Source organism: Cytobacillus kochii (assembly GCF_020171845.1).
Classification (GTDB): domain Bacteria; phylum Bacillota; class Bacilli; order Bacillales; family Cytobacillaceae; genus Cytobacillus; species Cytobacillus kochii.
Genome location: NZ_JAIVAM010000002.1, coordinates 467,485 through 485,623 on the forward strand (window position 1 = coordinate 467,485; position 18,139 = coordinate 485,623).

At 36.5% G+C, this 18,139-nt stretch carries 20 protein-coding genes; 11 read left to right on the forward strand and 9 right to left on the reverse strand.

The features are described 5' to 3' along the window. Nucleotides 1–55 precede the first annotated feature (55 nt). Entirely contained in the window at nucleotides 56–343 is a 288-nt protein-coding gene (locus tag LCM23_RS03160; protein WP_224935623.1) for a YxcD family protein, read from the reverse strand. Beyond that, nucleotides 331–780, reverse strand: coding sequence for a hypothetical protein (locus tag LCM23_RS03165; RefSeq protein WP_224935625.1), 450 nt, complete (start codon nucleotides 778–780; stop codon nucleotides 331–333). The genes LCM23_RS03160 and LCM23_RS03165 overlap by 13 nt, the downstream gene beginning before the upstream one ends. 184 nt (nucleotides 781–964) lie before the next feature. Between LCM23_RS03165 and kynU the strand changes: the two genes are divergently transcribed. The 7 genes from kynU (at nucleotide 965) to LCM23_RS03200 (ending at nucleotide 7,239) form a co-directional block, all read left to right on the forward strand. Beyond that, nucleotides 965–2,233 (forward strand): kynureninase, encoded by a 1,269-nt coding sequence (gene kynU / locus LCM23_RS03170; protein WP_224935627.1) that lies wholly within the window; start codon nucleotides 965–967, stop codon nucleotides 2,231–2,233. Next, nucleotides 2,233–2,871, forward strand: coding sequence for an arylformamidase (gene kynB / locus LCM23_RS03175; RefSeq protein WP_224935629.1), 639 nt, complete (start codon nucleotides 2,233–2,235; stop codon nucleotides 2,869–2,871). Before kynU ends, kynB begins: the two co-directional genes overlap by 1 nt. Next, entirely contained in the window at nucleotides 2,868–3,719 is an 852-nt protein-coding gene (gene kynA, locus LCM23_RS03180; protein WP_404826573.1) for a tryptophan 2,3-dioxygenase, read from the forward strand. The genes kynB and kynA overlap by 4 nt, the downstream gene beginning before the upstream one ends. Before the next feature lie 287 nt (nucleotides 3,720–4,006). Continuing rightward, nucleotides 4,007–4,528, forward strand: coding sequence for a signal peptidase I (locus tag LCM23_RS03185; RefSeq protein ID WP_224935731.1), 522 nt, complete (start codon nucleotides 4,007–4,009; stop codon nucleotides 4,526–4,528). Beyond that, nucleotides 4,525–5,424 carry a hypothetical protein gene (locus tag LCM23_RS03190; protein ID WP_224935633.1) on the forward strand — a complete coding sequence of 300 codons (900 nt, stop codon included), beginning with the start codon at nucleotides 4,525–4,527 and terminating at the stop codon, nucleotides 5,422–5,424. The genes LCM23_RS03185 and LCM23_RS03190 overlap by 4 nt, the downstream gene beginning before the upstream one ends. 94 nt (nucleotides 5,425–5,518) lie before the next feature. Next, nucleotides 5,519–5,941: a GNAT family N-acetyltransferase gene (locus LCM23_RS03195; protein ID WP_224935635.1), complete on the forward strand. Its 423-nt coding sequence runs from the start codon at nucleotides 5,519–5,521 to the stop codon at nucleotides 5,939–5,941. A 233-nt stretch (nucleotides 5,942–6,174) separates the two neighbouring features. Further along, on the forward strand, nucleotides 6,175–7,239 hold the full coding sequence (locus tag LCM23_RS03200) for a C45 family autoproteolytic acyltransferase/hydolase (RefSeq protein WP_224935637.1): 1,065 nt from the start codon (nucleotides 6,175–6,177) through the stop codon (nucleotides 7,237–7,239). An 85-nt stretch (nucleotides 7,240–7,324) separates the two neighbouring features. Here the strand turns inward: LCM23_RS03200 and LCM23_RS03205 are convergent, their stop codons facing one another. Together LCM23_RS03205 and LCM23_RS03210 are read right to left on the reverse strand one after the other, a co-directional pair. After that, on the reverse strand, nucleotides 7,325–8,659 hold the full coding sequence (locus LCM23_RS03205) for an ABC transporter permease (protein WP_224935639.1): 1,335 nt from the start codon (nucleotides 8,657–8,659) through the stop codon (nucleotides 7,325–7,327). After that, nucleotides 8,656–9,345: an ABC transporter ATP-binding protein gene (locus LCM23_RS03210; protein ID WP_224935641.1), complete on the reverse strand. Its 690-nt coding sequence runs from the start codon at nucleotides 9,343–9,345 to the stop codon at nucleotides 8,656–8,658. Before LCM23_RS03210 ends, LCM23_RS03205 begins: the two co-directional genes overlap by 4 nt. Before the next feature lie 183 nt (nucleotides 9,346–9,528). On the opposite strand from LCM23_RS03210, the gene hemG reads away from it, so the two are divergent. Continuing rightward, complete coding sequence (gene hemG / locus LCM23_RS03215) at nucleotides 9,529–10,914, forward strand: protoporphyrinogen oxidase (protein ID WP_224935643.1); 1,386 nt, start codon at nucleotides 9,529–9,531, stop codon at nucleotides 10,912–10,914. A 27-nt stretch (nucleotides 10,915–10,941) separates the two neighbouring features. Here the strand turns inward: hemG and LCM23_RS03220 are convergent, their stop codons facing one another. Continuing rightward, the gene (locus LCM23_RS03220) at nucleotides 10,942–12,615 is read right to left on the reverse strand and encodes a BCCT family transporter (RefSeq protein WP_224935646.1); all 1,674 of its coding nucleotides are present in this window, start codon (nucleotides 12,613–12,615) and stop codon (nucleotides 10,942–10,944) included. 277 nt (nucleotides 12,616–12,892) lie between these two features. Between LCM23_RS03220 and LCM23_RS03225 the strand changes: the two genes are divergently transcribed. Beyond that, nucleotides 12,893–13,753, forward strand: a complete 861-nt coding sequence (locus LCM23_RS03225) for an AraC family transcriptional regulator (RefSeq protein WP_224935648.1) — start codon at nucleotides 12,893–12,895, stop codon at nucleotides 13,751–13,753. Between the two features lie 41 nt (nucleotides 13,754–13,794). Here LCM23_RS03225 and LCM23_RS03230 read toward each other — a convergent pair whose 3' ends face one another. Continuing rightward, entirely contained in the window at nucleotides 13,795–14,997 is a 1,203-nt protein-coding gene (locus LCM23_RS03230; RefSeq protein ID WP_224935650.1) for a CynX/NimT family MFS transporter, read from the reverse strand. A gap of 87 nt (nucleotides 14,998–15,084) precedes the next feature. Then, complete coding sequence (locus tag LCM23_RS03235) at nucleotides 15,085–15,414, reverse strand: hypothetical protein (protein WP_224935652.1); 330 nt, start codon at nucleotides 15,412–15,414, stop codon at nucleotides 15,085–15,087. 219 nt (nucleotides 15,415–15,633) lie between these two features. Here LCM23_RS03235 and LCM23_RS03240 point away from each other — a divergent pair, with 219 nt between their 5' ends. Beyond that, nucleotides 15,634–15,795, forward strand: coding sequence for a hypothetical protein (locus LCM23_RS03240; RefSeq protein ID WP_224935654.1), 162 nt, complete (start codon nucleotides 15,634–15,636; stop codon nucleotides 15,793–15,795). 161 nt (nucleotides 15,796–15,956) lie between these two features. Here LCM23_RS03240 and LCM23_RS03245 read toward each other — a convergent pair whose 3' ends face one another. Beyond that, complete coding sequence (locus LCM23_RS03245; RefSeq protein WP_224935656.1) at nucleotides 15,957–16,505, reverse strand: endolytic transglycosylase MltG; 549 nt, start codon at nucleotides 16,503–16,505, stop codon at nucleotides 15,957–15,959. After that, entirely contained in the window at nucleotides 16,502–16,879 is a 378-nt protein-coding gene (locus LCM23_RS03250) for a hypothetical protein (protein WP_095370035.1), read from the reverse strand. The genes LCM23_RS03245 and LCM23_RS03250 overlap by 4 nt, the downstream gene beginning before the upstream one ends. Nucleotides 16,880–17,147: 268 nt before the next feature. Here LCM23_RS03250 and purU point away from each other — a divergent pair, with 268 nt between their 5' ends. After that, entirely contained in the window at nucleotides 17,148–18,047 is a 900-nt protein-coding gene (gene purU / locus LCM23_RS03255) for a formyltetrahydrofolate deformylase (RefSeq protein ID WP_224935658.1), read from the forward strand. The last annotated feature ends 92 nt before the right edge of the window (nucleotides 18,048–18,139 follow it).

An 18,139-nucleotide genomic window follows, 5' to 3' on the forward strand; every position in this document is an offset into this window, starting at 1 on the left:
ATAAAAGAGCATCCACTACGGATGCTCTTTTTTAAAAATAAGAGAATATACTAGTTTACTGTACAACAGCGATAATTCCTTGTTCATCGTCAAGTACGAGGTTTATACCTGCATATGGATCACGATTAAGAAATTCATCTAACCATAATCTTAATGCTTCGATCATATTCGCTGTAATCAAGACTTGCTTACGGCCGCCAACATGAGATTCGGCAGAGAAACCATAATCGTCATCATACATGAGCTCAATTTCGACTTCTTCTAGCTTCACTTGTTTTTTACGAGAAATGTACACACATAATGCATTGACAATATCTTGTTCAGGAATAATTAATTGTTCCATGGATTTGGTTCCTGTTTTTTCTTTTTATCTTTAATCATCGTAAAGATTTTACGAATAATCATAATGACAAAGACGATAGCTAAAACATTGACAAGTAAACCAAGAATACTACCTAACATACCCATATTTCCAAACAGGCCGCCAAATAATAATCCTGCTAGTCCACCTAACATAAGTCCTTTCATTAATCCGCCAGAAAAGAAACCACCATTATTCTTTTGTTGTTGATTTGTAGCTGTGTTGTTTTTTTGTTGCTGATTATTTTGAACGTTCGATTGGTTGTTATTGTTTGTCGTGCTTTTATTAAAGTTTACACCTTTTTTACCTGATTTATAAGATTTCGCCTCAACAGTTGAAACCTGGTCTTGGAAGATTGTTGTTCCTACTGGTGAAAAGACAAGTGCTGCAGTAAGTAAAGCTGCAAAAATTTTCTTCATTATCTATAGTTCCCCCTAATAGTGTATTACTACTTATTATATCAAAATAGGTTAACTATTTGTAAGCAAAATTAGATTGTGCGTTTTTTGACATAAATGATTTAAACGGTTATTCATTGCAATGATGATAGAAGTCAGCTATAATTTTCGCGATATAGATAATTTTCAGAAAGGTTGTGTTTACTTGAACATATACTCACTTGCGTTTGCAAAAGAAAAGGACCAACAAGATCAACTGGCAAAATATCGTAAGGAATTTTACCTGAGAGACGATTTAATATATCTAGATGGCAACTCTTTAGGGTTATTATCTAAAAGAGCTGAAAAATCACTACATGAAGTAATTCAATCCTGGAAGGAATACGCAATTGATGGTTGGACCGAGGGAGGGGCTCCGTGGTATTATATGGCCGAAACAATTGGGGAAAGCTTGGCCAAGCTCGTAGGTGCTAAGAAAGCAGAAGTTATCGCATCAAATTCTACGACAGTTAATTTGCATCAAATATTAGCTACCTTTTTCCAACCAAAAGAAGGTAAAAATAAAATTATCGCAGATGAGCTAAACTTTCCGTCTGATATTTATGCGATCAAAAGTCATCTTCGTCTGAGAGGCTATTCAGAAGAACAATTCATTAGTATTAAGAGTAGAGATGGTCAGTTTATTCGCGAAGAAGATATTATTGCAGCGATGAATGAAGAAATTGCACTGATTATTTTACCAAGTGTATTGTATCGAAGTGGACAGATTCTACAAATGAAAAGGTTAGTCGAAGAAGCTCATAAAAGAGACATACTAATTGGATTTGATTTATGTCATTCAATTGGTGCCATTCCCCATTCATTAACAGAATGGAATGTTGACTTTGCCTTTTGGTGCAACTATAAACATCTAAATGGTGGACCTGGTGCTGTAGGTGGTTTATATATCAATGAATGTCATCATGGAACAGCTCCTGGCTTGGCTGGATGGTTTGGTTCTCATAAACAGAAGCAATTTGATATGGAACATGAGATGACTGTAGCAGATGACGCAAGTGCATATCAAATGGGCACGCCACAAATTTTAAGTATGGCACCATTATTGGGAGCGCTTTCTATGTTTGATGAAGTAGGGATTAATGCTATTAGGCAAAAGTCATTGCAATTAACAGATTATATGATGGACTTAATTCACAATGAATTAAAACCTTTTGCCTTTCAACTATACAACCGAACAGATGAGAGTAGAGGGGCACATATTTTACTTGGGCATAAAGAGGCTGCGAGAATTTGCAAAGCTTTAAAGGAGGAAGGTGTTATTCCTGATTTTCGCATGCCAGATGGGATCCGTTTAGCCCCTGTGTCCTTATATAATTCCTTTGAAGATGTTTGGCGTGCAATAAACATATTGAAGAAAATCATGGAAGAGGAAACATATAAAAAGTTCGAAAATATACGAGGAGTGATTGCCTGATGGGACATTGGATAGATATTTCTCAGCCACTGCACAATGGGATGGCACATTGGCCAGGAGATGAGGCTTTTTCTTTTAACTTATCTGCAACGAGAGAAGAGACTGGTTCGGTTAATATTGGTCAACTGTCTACAAGTATACATATCGGTACCCATGTAGATGCACCGTTTCATTTTATAGAAGATGGTAAAAAGACAAATGAATTAGATATTAATTTGTATATTGGTAGAGCTAAATTGATTGATTTATCAGGTGAAGAAAGAATCACGACTGCCCTATTAGATCAATTCCCATTACAGAATGTAAAGCGACTATTAATCAAAACGAGTAGTGAGCCTAAGCCAAAGCATTTTCCAACAAGGGTCCCTGTCATCAGTGAAGATGTCCCGTTATATTTAAAAAAATGTGGGGTGGAACTGATTGGTGTTGATTTTCCGTCAGTGGATGAATTGGATAGTAAAGCATTACCTATTCACCATAAGCTCCATCAACATAATATTCATATACTAGAAAATATCGTTGTTCATGATATTGCACAGGGAGACTATGAACTGATTGCTCTTCCACTAAGAATTGAAGGCGGAGATGGCAGTCCAGTAAGAGCAGTAATAAGAAAATTAGAAGGAGGGGGTGCATGATGACAAAAAAACAGGGGCAGCCCCCGTTTGAGAATGAAAAGGGGATACACACCGCATTCGATGAGAATATGACATATGGTGAATACTTGCAACTAGATCAAGTACTGGGCGCGCAAAAAAGGTTGTCTGGTCACCATGATGAGATGTTGTTTATTATTATTCACCAAGTATCTGAATTATGGATGAAACTTATCTTACATGAAATTCAATCAAGTATTGCGGCCATTGAAGCTGATGACTTGTCGACAGCACAAAAATGCTTATCTAGGGTAACGAAAACACAATCACAAATTATACAAGCTTGGGACGTTCTATCTACTCTTACACCATCTGAGTATATCGAGTTTCGACCTTTCCTCGGACAAGCTTCAGGCTTTCAATCTTATCAATATCGTATGATTGAATTCGCGCTAGGGTATAAAACACCGCATGTGCTGAAAATCTATCAAAAAGATGCCGACTTGAAAGAAGAGTTGTTGAAATCATATGCAGCAAAAAGTCTCTATGATGTGAGTATCCATTGTTTACAGCGTAATGGTTTAACAATTGATGAGACGATACTTTGTAGAGATGTAGAAGATACTTATGAATATAATGAGTCGGTTAAAGAAGCATGGAAATCGGTGTATTTAAATAACGAGAAGTATTGGGAGCTCTATGAATTAGCAGAGAAACTAATAGATATTGAGGATTCGTTTCAACAATGGAGATTTAGGCATATGAAAACAGTAGAGAGAATAATAGGCTTCAAGAAAGGTACAGGTGGCTCATCTGGCGTCGGTTATCTAAAGAAAGTCATCGATCAACAATTCTTTCCTGAGTTATGGATGATTAGAACAGAATTATAAATGAATAAATAGTAATAGTCCAAAAAGCCCTCTATATCATTTGATGACAGGGGCTTTTTTCTACTTTTATAGCAAATTGTTACGTAAACGAATGATAAGATAGGAATAATAAATCATTAGGTAAAAAGTATTGGTTTATTACAGGTTTTGATTTTTATACTTAAATTTCTGAATATTTAGGTATTTACTCTCTTGTCATATTTTCCTAATATTACTATATTTATTCTTAATTGAAGAACAATTGAAACGAGAAGGGAGGAGGGAGTATTCGAAAGGTCATTTCGGTCATTGGTAATAGTTTATTTGTCCTTCTCATTTTATTAGGTGTTCTTTCTTTATACACGCTAATCACTAGTGACCAAAATCAAGAAAAGCCACCATCTCTATTTGGGAGAAGCCTTCTTATTGTATTAACAGGAAGCATGGAGCCGAGTATCTCACCAGGTGATGTTGTTGTGATTAAACAATCTACGTTTAATCAAATCAACGAGAATGATGTGATTACATACCGAAATGGGGCAGACTTTGTCACTCACAGAGTAACTGAAGTAGCTAAGGATGAGTCTGGCTCTTTTTTTAAGACGAAAGGCGATGCAAATAATACAGAGGATGAGACGAAGATACGGTCTGAACATCTAACAGGTAAAGTAGAGTGGGTGTTGCCGAAAGTAGGCTCTATAGCTGAATTCTTAATCAGTCCAATTGGTTTAAGTTTGATGTTTTTCATTGTTCTTGTCATTATTTTTTCAGACAAGTTATTTAAAAGGAACAAAAAAATCATAAATGAATTTGAGGGGGAGAAGAGTTGAAAACAAAATTATCGTTAAGTTCATTGGCATTATTATTAATTGCTACAGCTATTTTTGGGACAGTTGCTTATTTTTCTAAAAGTTTTACGAGTACAGGAAACACAGTTCAAGCAGCAAAATTTAATGTGAACGCAGTGAATGAAAGCGGTGAGACAATTGGGGATGGACAATTCTCCTTAGGTGAAAACTTTTACCCAGGGATGGATCCTGTCAAAGTTTATGCTTTTGAAATTCAAAAGAATGATACGGAGGTGCCCGTTACTTATCAAGTAGATTTAATTCCATCGGGTAAATTATTCCCTGCCAATGGCAACTCGCCAATTGTTTTGTCATTAGAAAGAAAAGTGAATGGGGAGTGGAAGGAAATCGATCATACTTCAACATTTAAACCGACAGTCGATAACGAGCAATTTCGTATTTTCGCAAGGTGGCCACATGGTGACAATGATATTAACTTCCAAGGGAAAACAGGAAACTTAAAATTGAAAGTTGTCGCTACGCAAGTAGATGAAGAGGAAGGACCTCCGTTTTATACTGGTTCAATTGCTTTTAAGGCAACACCTTCAGGGGATATCAGAACAACAGCAAATAAAGAAGTGAATTTTTATAAGAATGACCAAGGCAATAAAGTCATTGAAGTGAAAATGGGAGAAGGGAATGGGGAGTTCGAGAAAAAAGTCGGTAATTTTACAATAACAGAATCACAAGAGGGAGGAAATACATGGTATAAAGTTGTGACAGATCATGAATATTACGCTGGTCCAAAAGTTTGGAAATTAACAGCGGATCGTGTCAATACTTCTCAGGCTGGTGTAATCGATTTTAGAAAAGATACGAATGTTTATCTAACTATTGAATCGCAACAGTTATACAAATGGTTTACCGGGAATAAATAGTACTCACATAAAATGGGGGGCAAGTTGTTTGTTATTGTATGAATCAATATATATCTTCTTTTCAGCCTAATCTAACGAGAAAAGGGGTTAAAGAATGATATATACGAGTAATCTACAAAATATAACGATAGACATGCTATCAGGGTTTTTTGTAGGATGGGGGAATTATCCGCAACCGGAAACGCATCTATACCTAATGCACAACAGCTATAAAGCGATTGTGGCCATTGATGAAACAAACAAAAGAGTCGTAGGCTTTATTACAGCTATCAGTGATGGTGTGATCTCGGCATACATTCCGCTACTAGAAGTACGGCCAGACTATCAACAGCAAGGAATTGGAGAAACACTTGTAAAGATGATGCTACAGGAACTGAGCGATATTTATATGATTGACTTATCTTGTGATGATGATTTAGTTCCATACTATGAAAGATTCGCCATGACGAAGGGGAATAGCATGATTATACGTAATTATGAGAGGCAGTCTGGGAGAAATATTAAGAGAACGATATAAACATGTTCTCGCATTAAAACGGGCAAATGCTATTTCAATAGCTTTGTTCGTTTTTTGTATTGGCAAAGAATGAAATGGAAGGAGTTCACATTAATGGTTATAAACGCAACAAGTTGAATATTAGATGAAAAGTTAATGGTTTCCTGCTTTTTAATTTGCACTGGCGGGTTGTCTTTATTTTCCGAAGGACTTCCAGTATGCTTATGTTGAGAGCAACTGTGAGGAGGATACATATGAAGAAAATCTATAGTGATATTATTCAATTTAGAGGTAATCATTATGATTATGGTTTCTTGCAAGGGGAGTTATTAAAGGACTCATTGTCCGTAAAAAATAGAGAAGACCAGTGGAAGGTAAGAAAGCCACGCTTTACGATCAATGTAAAAGAAGCAAAGTCGATGATTACACACTTTGCTCCAGGTGTTTGGGATGAACTAATGGGTTTACAAGAGGCATTAGAATGGCCAATAGAGCGAGTATTACAGGAATACGGTGGCTATCGCGTGAATCATCATAAATCAGGCTGTTCTATATATATAGGTGAGGATTATTTAATCCGCAATTATGATTATCATCCCAAAACATATGAAGGGCGATATACACTATTCCAACCGACTGATGGAATGGGCTATAGTATGATTGGTCCATCGCAACGAGTAACAGGGCGAATGGATGGTATGAATGAGTGTGGTTTAGCAATGGGCTATAACTTTATGAATAGAAGAAGACCAGGTGATGGTTTTATTTGTTGTATGATTGGCAGACTTATTTTAGAGTCATGTCAAGATGTTGAAGAAGCAGTTGCGATGTTAAAAGAAATTCCTCATCGTCATTCCTTTACTTATGTTGTTCATGATAAAAAGGGAAGAAGTGCGGCAGTGGAAACCACCCCAAGAGAAGTGACAGTGCGTGAAACTCTATCCTGTACAAACCATTTTGAGAAACTCTTATCAGAAAACCGTCATCAATTAGCAGATTCAAAGCGTCGTTTAGCTGTTATGGAAGAAAATCGCGCAGCAATGAGCAGTCCAGAGCAAGCTTTTCAATTGATGAATGGTATAGGTCAAGGTGTATTTTCTGATTTGTATGGAAGCTGGGCGGGGACCATTCATACATCTGTTTATTTTCCGCGTAGCCAAAAAGTATGGATGGCATTGGGAGGAAATCAACAACCTTATGAGATTGACTTTGCTTCTTGGCTATTAGGAAAAGAGTTATCAATCGAGAGAATGACGGGTGAAGTGGAAACGGATATTCCTTTTCTTCATATGGATGAAGGGGCGAATTGGTTTAAGTGAAATGATAAAAAAGAAAAAGCCAGTTGTGCAAAGGAAGAAATGCGCAAGCTGGCTTTAGGGTGGCCTTTCATGGTACTGATTTTGATTATAATTCTCTTCTCATCGCCTTAAGAACATCCACTTTTGTTGCTCTCTTTGCGGGGCGGAGACCTGAGAATACGGTAACGAGTAAACAAATACCGACACTAATAAGGGTCAGTGACCAAGGGATGTATGACAATAATAGTCCTTCTGGAGCTGCCTCATCAAATGCTGTTTGAATAATAAATGGTACAGATAAATTGACTAGGAAGCTGACACCATAAGCAACAATCGTCCCAAAGATGGCGCCTAATAAGCCGATATAAGTACTTTCTAATAAAAAGATATTTTTAATTGTACGTGGATGTGCACCAATCGCTTTCATAATACCGATATCCGGTGCCCTTTCCGTTACAGCCATTGTCATCGTATTGTATATACCAATGGATGCAATGATCAATGCAATCGTACCAATAAAGATAAGGCCAATTTTCATAATAAGGAAGATGACATTAATTTGTTTCATTTCATTGGCAATTGAATAAATCATATAGCCTTTATCTTCAAGAGTCTTGTTAATTCCTTCTACTTCTTGTACGTTATTTGCGTATACTTTTACATAATCATAGACTTCTTCCGATTGATTGGCGTCAAGTTCGCCGCCTTCGTACATTTCAGTTGCCCCACGCATAACGCCAGTGAATTGTTCAACTTCTTGTAAAATTTCTTCGGAAATAAAGACATGCTCTTCATACGCCCAATCACGAGCAGGCTTTTCAGCGATTCCTACAATTTTAACAGAAATGGTTTTCTTCGTTTCTTTCCCATCTGTTAATTTAATGACTTCCATGTCCATTTCTTTATTTAGCAAGTCATCAGTATAGACATAGTCCTCGTTGATATTTCCTTCATCATCGTACAACTTCTCAGGGTTAGCACCGTTTTTAATTAAGCTTTCAGTAAAGTGATAACCGACAACAACTTCATTCTCCCCCTCAGGTAAGCGCCCAGATGCGAGCTTGAAGTCTGCTTTTATCTCTGATGGAAAGTGTGTGACGATGGCATTCGTATTAGATGTATAGTCATCTAGATGGAAGAAAGGCATCTGCGCCAATTCATTCCTGCGGGTAACGGCTTCCACTCCCTCCATCTCTTCAAAATAAGTAATATCTTCATTTGTTAGTCCTTGTGAATCTTCTTTCCCGTATATCTCCACTTGGGTAACCAATTGGTTTTGCATCATATCAGAAATAATCGATTTATGAAGTCCGAAGCCGACAGAGGCAAGTACAATTAAGAATGCAACACCAATCGCAGTAGCAAGTACTGTCATAAACAATCTAGATTTATTTTTCTTTAAATTTTGTCTAACGAACTTAAACTGATCTTTAAATGTCATTTCGCTACTTCCTCCAATACATGACCGTCAACAATTTCTATTGTACGATGACCGAACTCGGCAACCTCTTCATCATGAGTAATGATAAGAAAAGTAATCCCTAATTCTTCATTTAATTGTTTAATGAAAGCGAGTAGGCTTTTCTCTGTGTCACTATCTAGACTACCTGTTGGTTCATCAGCAAGAATAAGAGGTGGATTCACTACAAGTGCACGTGCAATACTGACCCTTTGTTGCTGGCCACCGGATAACTCGCTGGGATAATGGTCCTTGAACTCTGCTAGTCCAACACGCTCAAGTGTCTCTAACGTTTTTTGTTTACGTTCCTTTTCATTCATCCCTTTAAAAGTTAGCGGCAATTCAACATTTTGGAATGCTGTCATACTTGGAATCAATTGAAAGTTTTGAAAGATAAAACCGATATGCTGAAGTCTAAAGGAAGCAAACTCTCCTTCAGAAAGCTCAGTCACAGTTTGATTATTAATCTTAACTTCACCCTCAGTTGGTTTAATAAATCCACTAATGATATTTAATAGGGTTGATTTTCCAGATCCGCTTTTACCTACAATGGATACAATTTCTCCTTTGTTAATTTGGAATGATACATCCTTCAGAACAGGTATGACCGTTTTCTTCTCTTTTTTACCTATTTCAAAAGAATGATAAATCTTATTTACCTCAATCATGCATTTTCCCACCTTTTCTTTTGAATACAACATAATAGACGTAAGTGAAATGAAGTATCCCTACATATTTAGCTAAAAAATCTTTTTTAAATGCAAAAGTCATTCAATTGTTGATAGAGATCGAGTTGAAGTAGTGATGTTGTGATAAACTATTATCATTGAGAAAAAGTTGAGGTGTACGTAATGGAAACGGTGTTGATCGTCGGTGGTGGCATAAATGGTCTGTCAGCTGCCCATGAACTACAAAAATGGAAAAACGCAAACAATCGCGACATTCGCATTATATTAACTGAAGCACAAAATCATCTAGGTGGAAAAATTAAAACCGTTGAAGCGGGTGGATTTATGATGGAAACGGGCGCTGATTCTATTGTCTCAAGGAAAGTAATGGGGAGAGAAATCTTTTCAGAACTGAATTTAAGTGATGAGGTCGTTTATAACGGGACAGGTCGCTCTTATTTATTTACCGATGGCGAGATAAAGCCCATCCCAGTTGATGCCGTATTTGGTATACCGACAAGTATCGAGTCATTGGCTAAAAGTACATTAGTCTCTGCTGAAGGTAAAGTTCGAGCATTAAAAGACGTTTATCACCATGAGAATCCATTTACAGTTGAAGATAGTATTGGTGACTTTCTTACCTATTATTTTGGTGAAGAATTAGTAGAGAAGCAGATTGCTCCGGTATTATCGGGTGTTTATTCTGGGAAACTACAAGATTTGACGATCTCATCTACCTTGCCAGCTGTTTTCGAATACAAAGAGAAATACGGAAGCATTATCATGGGGTTCAATGCTCATAAAGAGAAATATCAGAGTAGCGGTGAAAGGAAGTTCCTCTCTTTCAAAAATGGTCTGTCAACAATTATTGGCGCATATGAAAAATCTCTTGGAGCAGTGGAAATCAAAAAAGGATACGAGGCAAAATCAATACAAAAAGAGAAGCAACATTATAAGGTGAGTTTTTCAAATGGTGAAGTGATGAAAGCAGATCATATTGTCTTAAGCACTCCACATCAAGTTGCGCAACAATTACTTGAAGACTCAGCGTTGAATCAGTATTTTTCTAACATGAAAAACAGCTCACTCATTAGTGTTTACATAGGATTTGATGTTCCTGATGCGGTTTTACCCGAAGATGGAACTGGCTTTATTACTTCAAACAATAATGAGCTACATTGTAATGCATGTACATGGACAAGTAGAAAATGGAAACATACGTCTAAAAGTGGAAATCTCCTTGTCCGTCTCTTTTACAAAAGTAGCCATCCTTCATTCGGTAAAGTGAAGGATATGGAAGATATAGGATTACTTGATCTAGCAAGAGAAGATTTACAGAAAAGCTTAAAACTAGCTGCTGAACCCATTGTATGGGATATAACAAAATGGAATGAATTAATGCCTACTTATACACTGGACCACCCGCAATTAATCAAAGGAATTGAACAAACACTTATAGAGAAATATCCTGGTGTGTATATAGCAGGAAGTTCTTACTATGGTTCAGGGATTCCGGATTGTATGGAGAATGGTATTGAAGTGGCTAGAAGAATAACAGCTACATTGTGAAGAAGTAAAAAAACAAGAGGGGGAAGGTTATTCCTCCTTCTTGTTATTTAGTTCTTCCATTTTTTCTTTCTTTTTCTTTTTTAAGCGCTTTTTCTCTTCTTCCATTTTACTTTCAATCCAACGTTTTTCTTCTTTTAATTCTTGTTTGATTAATTGCTTTTGTAACCTTCTTGACATCAATTTATCTTTTGTTGCTCCTGAAAGCTCTATTTCTCTTTTCACTTGCTGGAGTTCTTTTATTAAGGATATAGTCATTAGAATCATTACAAAGGAAAATGGGAATGCAGCAATAATCATTGTATTTTGTAGTGCTTGAAGCCCTCCGGAGTAAAGCAATACAGTAGCAATGGCAGATAATAAGACGCCCCAAATGAGTTTATTACGATTAGAAGGATTTAACACACCTTTTACTGATTGCATACCTAATACAACCGTAGCTGAATCACCTGAAGTAATAAAGAAAATGGAAATCAAGATGAGAGAGAGGAGAGATGTGATAAAACTTATAGGCATCTCTTTCAATGTCCCAAATAGCATTTGCTCAGTATTCATCGAAGCCAAATCAGCTATCCCTGTCATTTGCATATCGATAGCTGTGCCTCCTAAGAAAGCGAACCAAATAAATGTAACGATGGTAGGTACAAGCAATACTCCAATAGTAAACTCACGTATGGTCCTTCCTCTAGATACTCTTGCTATAAAAGTGCCAACATACGGTGACCATGCCATCCACCATGCCCAATAAAAAATTGTCCAATTATTAATCCATTCTCTACTTTGTTCATTATTTGGTGTTAATCTAAAGCTCATTTCTGGCAGTCTTTGTATATACTTCCCAATCGTATCTGTGAACAAATTTAAAGAATAAACAGTCGAACCAAAAACAATAAAAAAGACTAGGAGTACAAGGGCAAGTATCATATTGACATTGGATAAAATTTTAATACCTTTATCAATCCCAGTAGTGGCTGATATTAAGAAAATGACTGTAATAATGATAATAATCACTAATTGGATAAGAAAAGAATTAGGGATATTCCAAATGTAAGAAATCCCGCCATTTATTTGACTAGCTCCAAAGCCAAGAGTAGTTGCGATTCCTGCAACAGTGGCAATAATCCCGATAATATCCACTATTTTACCTAACGGACCGTCTGTATTTTTCATAATAGGAGATAGTGTAGAGCTAATTGAACCATCTCCCCCTCGACGGAAATTGAAAAAGGCAAGACAAAGAGCAATAAGGACGTATATACTCCAACCATGAATACCCCAATGAAAATAGACATACCTTAAAGCGTCCATAGCTGCTTGATCGGTACCAGTCTGCCCTGTAGGAGAATCAATAGCGAAATGAGAAATAGGTTCTGCTGTTCCCCAAAAAAGAAGACCTGTTCCCATCCCAGCACTAAACAAAAGGGCAAACCAAGTAGGATAACTATATTCTGGTTTTTCATCTGACTTCCCCAGTTTTAATTTCCCATATGGGCTAACAATTAAAAATAAGCAAACACAGACAAAAATCGTGACTATGATTAAATAATACCAGCCAAAAGTAGAGGTGATGGCTGATTGAATAGCAGCTGTATAGTTTTCCATCACTTTTGGAGCGAATGCACCGATAAAAATTAAAACAAGTAAAATACCGACTGACCAATAAAAGACGGCCCCGAATTTCTGATGTTTAGTTTCATTATTCACTATCATATACCACCTTTTTTATTGTCAAAGCGTAACTCCTGATATTAAATGGAAAAATCCCTACTGTAATTCTTTTACCTTTTCTAGTGTTTCGAATTAAGATAAATATTATGTACACTTATCATGTGAAAATGGTGTGTGGAATAAGGAATATTGCAGTGATAGGATGTATTTTTGTACCTTTATGCGACCGGAGTTAACCTATCCAAACAGAGCAATAAATGACAGGCGTAAATAAATGATGCGATATACAATCAAACCGAAGGGAGAAGAGTCTATGAGTTGGGTAACAGATATACAAAAAGCGTTGGATTATATTGAAGCAAACCTGTTGAAAAAGTTAAACAGTAAGGAGGTAGCCAAACAAGCGAATACTTCTCCTTTTCACTTTCAACGAACGTTTGCGATTTTAACGGATATGACGCTAGGGGAATATATAAGGCGACGAAGATTAACGGGTGCAGCCATTGAGCTTGGTAATAATGATGAGAAAATTATTGATATTGCTCTAAAATATGGCTATGAAACCCCAGAAGCATTTACTAAGGCATTCAAAAAGCAACATCATATCTCACCATCAGAAGTAAAGAAATACCGTGGAAAGTTGAAATTATATCAGCCCTTAAAAATACATGTAACATTAGAAGGAGCCGAACCAATGAATCATACGATTATTTCAAAAGAAAGCTTTCAAGTAGTAGGCATAAGAAAAAATTATTCCCTTGAAAAAGATGAAAACCTAGCAGAAATCCCAAAGTTATGGAATCAAGTGAATCAAGATGGGACTTGTGATCGCTTACTTTCATTAAATAATGGCTCAATAAAAGGTGTACTTGGTGTTTGCGTGGATCATATAAATCAAAGGGAGATTGACTATTGGATTGCTGTCAATCATGAGGGCCATTCTACTAGCTTTGAAACAATAACGATTCCAGCCTCAACTTGGGCCGTATTTCAAGTGAAAGGAGAGATGCCTAAAGCAATCCAGCAAACGTGGAAACAAATATTCTCAGAATGGTTTCCAACAAGCGGTTATAGACATGCGGGAACCGCTGAGTTAGAGGTATATCCTGAAGATGGCTCTAATCGTAGCGATTTTTACTCAGAAATTTGGATCCCTGTAATCAAAGAGTTGTAAGTAAAAAAGCTGGGTTGTAATCATGAACCCAGCTAAATGATTTAAGAGGTTTGCTTGAGGTTTGTGGTTTCCTGCACAAAAACATTTCTTCCAGCCCCGATCCCACATAAAGTAAAAAGAACGGCAATAGTAATAAGGGCAAAAAATGCTGTATGCCATTGGTGAAAAAGGTCATAAAGAAGTCCAAGTAAGAAAGGACCACATGCTGCCAATAAATAACCAAAAGATTGGGCCATGCCAGAAAGAGAGGCAGCCTGTTCACTGTTCATAGATCGTAGACTCATTAATGCTAATGAATGACTTATCGCAGCGCCTAAAGAAAGACCAATGAGGATAATACTCAGAAATGTGATCACCATATTTGAAGTGAGAAATAACCCGCATAAACCAGTGATAAGGGTTGTACCAATCCCTAACCCAATCCATTTTTGATGTGATAATCTTTCTCCTAAAATAGGAATAAAAAAACTTGCTGGTAGCCCCGAGAATTGCATGATAGTAAGCATCCAACCACCCATTTCTAACGTGAAACCTTTTCCTATCAATATCTCTGGTAACCATGTGGAAAAACCGAAATAGATAAACGATTGTAATCCCATAAAACCGGTGATTTGCCATGCTATTCCCGACCTAAACAATGTAGAGAATGAAAGGAGCGGAACAGGATTTTTTTTAGGTGCCTTTTTAATAAATGGTATCCATAGAAGACAAGCAAGTAAAACAGGGATTACCCAAATTAATAGACTGGTTTTCCATGCAATCCCATAGCTAGAAAGTGTGCCACTAATACCTGGTGCAAAACCAGCAAATACCCCCATTGATAGCGTATATATGCCAGTAATTAGCCCTATTTTTAAGGGGAATTGTGCTTTAACAAGACTAGGGAGTAACACGTTACAAATACCTATCCCTAATCCGATCATGAAGGTACCAAGAAATAGTATGAACATAAAATTAGTAGAGCGCATGAAGATACCTAGACCTATCAGTGTTAGCCCACAAAAAAGCACCCTCTCAATTCCCCATTTCTTTGCAAAAAAAGGCGCAAAGGGGGAGATAGCCGAAAAGGCTAATAAAGGGAACGTGGTTAGTAAACTCACTGTACTCGTATTAAACTGCAATTCATGTTGTATGTCACCAATAATGGGGCCAACTGAAGTAATCGCAGGGCGTAAATTGAATGCAATTGTGATAATCCCTATAAAAATAAGTATATTCCTACCTTGAACGCTTCTATCTGTCATAATTAACGCCTCTTTTCAAGTAATCAAAGACGCGTTAATTATAATGAATTTTCTGATATTTGTATAGGGCAATGAAATGTTTATCTATTATTTATTGGTCTTAGGTGGTAATTGGAGGCTTCGTAACAATTGGGTCTCTATACTATTCTGAACAGTATGCTCGATGAAGAAATCACTAATCATTTTTTTATACTTCTCGTCTTCAAACATTTTTTTATTTTGCAGTTCCATCTCAGCGAGTCCTTCATATTTGGCAATGAGACAATAGGTATGGTCATTGCCAGAAATAGGGCAGAGGATTTCAATCTCGTGACTGTAGTTTTCGTTGCGAAAGCTTTTGATATTAGCGAGATTTTGAATGCCTTCTTGAAAGTTTTCTTGTTTTAGTTGAAATGATTGATATACATAAATACTCATAATGAACATTCCCCAATCTTCTTTTATCAATTTAAACTTCACTCAATTTTGGTCGATATAGAATGATATAGGAGTATTTTGACATTAATATACCACGATTATTCATTTTCTTCTTAGAAACTTAATTAACGTTAGGGAGTTATGTAGTTTTTGCTCTATTATTTAACGGAGTGTCTTTAAAGGTAGGGGAAAATCGACTTTTACTCAGTTGGAGAATTTATGCTTTATGTAAGTGTAAATCAAGTTTGGGCAGCTAACAATGTGGAATTCACACTTGATGAACGAGCCAATGGGATTTGCCCAGCTAACAATGTAGTATTCATGCTTGATGACCGAGCAAATCAAAATTTGCGTAGTTACCTTTCCGATTTTTACACATAATGAACGAGCAAGTCACATATGCCCAGCTAACTATCTGATATCGCTTTGATTGGTATGAGGAAACAGTTGCTACTCACTATTTGTTTATGAGGTTTATGAATGAAGAGTTAGGAAGGCAATAAAAAAGCACCTGATGACATCAGATGCTTTTCCCATGATGGTTACTTCTTAAATACCTTATTTACAAGTTCGTTCATTGACATGTCACTATTTACTTCAAAAGTCCCTGGACGTAGATCATTTTCTAGACCCTTTTTCTCTACGGCATCAAAAAAGTCTTTACCATTTTTAATGATTTTTGCAGACTCAAGCGCATTACCGACGTCGATACTAGTCATACCAGAGGTAACTGTGAGCATCGTACGGTAAACAGCTTTTTCGTTTTCATTTGCTTTTGCATCGTTAAGTTGCTTTTTAAGCTTTTCATTTTCTTCTTTAACAGTTGCAATATCTTTCATATCTTTATTGATATTGTTCCATTCTTCTTCACTGTGAATAATAAATCCTTGAGATTGTAGGGCTTCTTCCATCTCTTCTGTACTAATTTCTTCTTTCGTTGCTTCTACGGGTTGATCGACTTCTTCTGTTGCTTTTGGCTCGGCAGCTTCTGTCTGTTTGCTATCGGCCGGACTAAGGAAATAAGTAATCCCGAGAATGACTGCTGCGACAATTAAACCACCAGCAAAGCTGCGCATCGTTTTCTCACTCATTGAGCTACTTTGCTCCTTTCCGTACTACGTTTTTCGTATGGAGCTAGTAGGTTATTCACTTCTTGTAATGACATCTTTAGTTTTTGAGCGATGCTTTCGTTGGAGTATCCTCTTCTATGTAGGTCAATCATTTCACGTAGAAGTAATCTATGATCCGATTGTACTTCAGATGTACCTGCTTCTACCGCTGTTATCTCAGCATCTATTTCCATGAATTTTACTTTTTGCTGCAGTTGGTGAATTTCATCCATTAAGGAAAAAGAAACCTGGTCAATATGTTGTTCTTGTTCTGATTTCGATTGTTTACCCTTAACAAATGATAAAATGAGCAACACAACAGCTGCACCAAGTAAAATGGCTAATACCCATTCCATCTTATAATTCCTCCTTATATGAAACTATTATCCTGTGATTTTATAATTATACCTTCCTTTTTGTCGAAATACGATTATTTATGTCAAAAATGCCACTAAAGTCATATTTTTGTAACATAAAAACACAGGTTGCATGCTTCTATTATAGTATAAGAGAATGGGGTCTAAATTCAAGCAATGTACAATGAGTGTGTTTTTTTTTGTAAAAGGTTTGCGTCTTTATGAAAGAAAAGGTTAAAATGCAATAAATAGTTTGAAGGAGTGCAACATGAATACATTATTTAATAATCAAGCAAAAGTTTATAAAGAGAAAAATAAAAACAGGGGTCGCCTGCTCATCAAATGTCCTGATCAACCAGGTATTGTCGCCCATATCTCGAAATTTTTATTTCAACATCAAGCTAATATTATCGAATCCAGTCAATATTCCACTGATCATGAAGGCGGCAACTTTTTTATGCGTATTGAATTTGAGTGTCCTGACCTTCCACAAAAATTTGGACAAATGAAAGAGTCATTTATAAATGTTGCTCAAGATTTCGAAATGGAATGGAAGTTACAACAAAATAGTGAATTAAAAAGAACAGCAATCTTTGTTTCAAAGCAGCTCCATTGTTTAAGAGAGATACTATTAGAATGGCAGAATGGCGATATGATGATGGAAATTCCATTAGTTATCAGTAATCATCTAGAGGCAAAAGAGATTGTTGAGTCATTAGGAATTCCTTTTTATCATATCCCTGCTTCGAAAGAAAATCGTGAAGAAGTGGAAACACAGCAGCTACAATTACTTGAAGAGTATAATATAGATGTTGTCATTCTCGCTCGTTATATGCAAATTTTGACGTCTCGATTTGTTTCTGCTCAAGCTAATAAAATCATTAATATCCATCATTCGTTTCTACCGGCATTTGTTGGTGCGAAACCATATGATCGTGCCTATGCTCGGGGAGTAAAGATTATCGGTGCAACTTCACATTATGTAACCAATGATTTAGATGAGGGGCCGATTATCGAGCAAGATATAAGTCGAGTTGATCATAGGGATGAAGTAGAGGACTTGAAGAGAAAAGGAGCCTCAATCGAACGCAGTGTATTAGCGAGAGCAGTAAAGTGGCATCTTGAAGATCGCGTGATTGTATATGGTAATAAAACCGTTGTTTTTTAAAAATAAATCGTAATACCTAAATCGGGGAATTTTCCTCGATTTTTTTATTCTAAAAAAACGATGAAAGCGCTTTTTTATTCAAAAAGAATTAG

Coding starts and splice junctions, on each gene's coding strand:
- LCM23_RS03160 (WP_224935623.1), bottom strand. CDS start 343: ATGGAACAATTAATTATTCCTGAACAAGATATTGTCAATGCATTATGT.
- LCM23_RS03165 (WP_224935625.1), bottom strand. CDS start 780: ATGAAGAAAATTTTTGCAGCTTTACTTACTGCAGCACTTGTCTTTTCA.
- kynB (WP_224935629.1), top strand. CDS start 2,233: ATGGGACATTGGATAGATATTTCTCAGCCACTGCACAATGGGATGGCA.
- kynA (WP_404826573.1), top strand. CDS start 2,868: ATGATGACAAAAAAACAGGGGCAGCCCCCGTTTGAGAATGAAAAGGGG.
- LCM23_RS03195 (WP_224935635.1), top strand. CDS start 5,519: ATGATATATACGAGTAATCTACAAAATATAACGATAGACATGCTATCA.
- LCM23_RS03200 (WP_224935637.1), top strand. CDS start 6,175: ATGAAGAAAATCTATAGTGATATTATTCAATTTAGAGGTAATCATTAT.
- LCM23_RS03205 (WP_224935639.1), bottom strand. CDS start 8,659: ATGACATTTAAAGATCAGTTTAAGTTCGTTAGACAAAATTTAAAGAAA.
- LCM23_RS03210 (WP_224935641.1), bottom strand. CDS start 9,345: ATGATTGAGGTAAATAAGATTTATCATTCTTTTGAAATAGGTAAAAAA.
- hemG (WP_224935643.1), top strand. CDS start 9,529: ATGGAAACGGTGTTGATCGTCGGTGGTGGCATAAATGGTCTGTCAGCT.
- LCM23_RS03225 (WP_224935648.1), top strand. CDS start 12,893: ATGAGTTGGGTAACAGATATACAAAAAGCGTTGGATTATATTGAAGCA.
- LCM23_RS03230 (WP_224935650.1), bottom strand. CDS start 14,997: ATGACAGATAGAAGCGTTCAAGGTAGGAATATACTTATTTTTATAGGG.
- LCM23_RS03235 (WP_224935652.1), bottom strand. CDS start 15,414: ATGAGTATTTATGTATATCAATCATTTCAACTAAAACAAGAAAACTTT.
- LCM23_RS03240 (WP_224935654.1), top strand. CDS start 15,634: ATGCTTTATGTAAGTGTAAATCAAGTTTGGGCAGCTAACAATGTGGAA.
- LCM23_RS03245 (WP_224935656.1), bottom strand. CDS start 16,505: ATGAGTGAGAAAACGATGCGCAGCTTTGCTGGTGGTTTAATTGTCGCA.
- LCM23_RS03250 (WP_095370035.1), bottom strand. CDS start 16,879: ATGGAATGGGTATTAGCCATTTTACTTGGTGCAGCTGTTGTGTTGCTC.
- purU (WP_224935658.1), top strand. CDS start 17,148: ATGAATACATTATTTAATAATCAAGCAAAAGTTTATAAAGAGAAAAAT.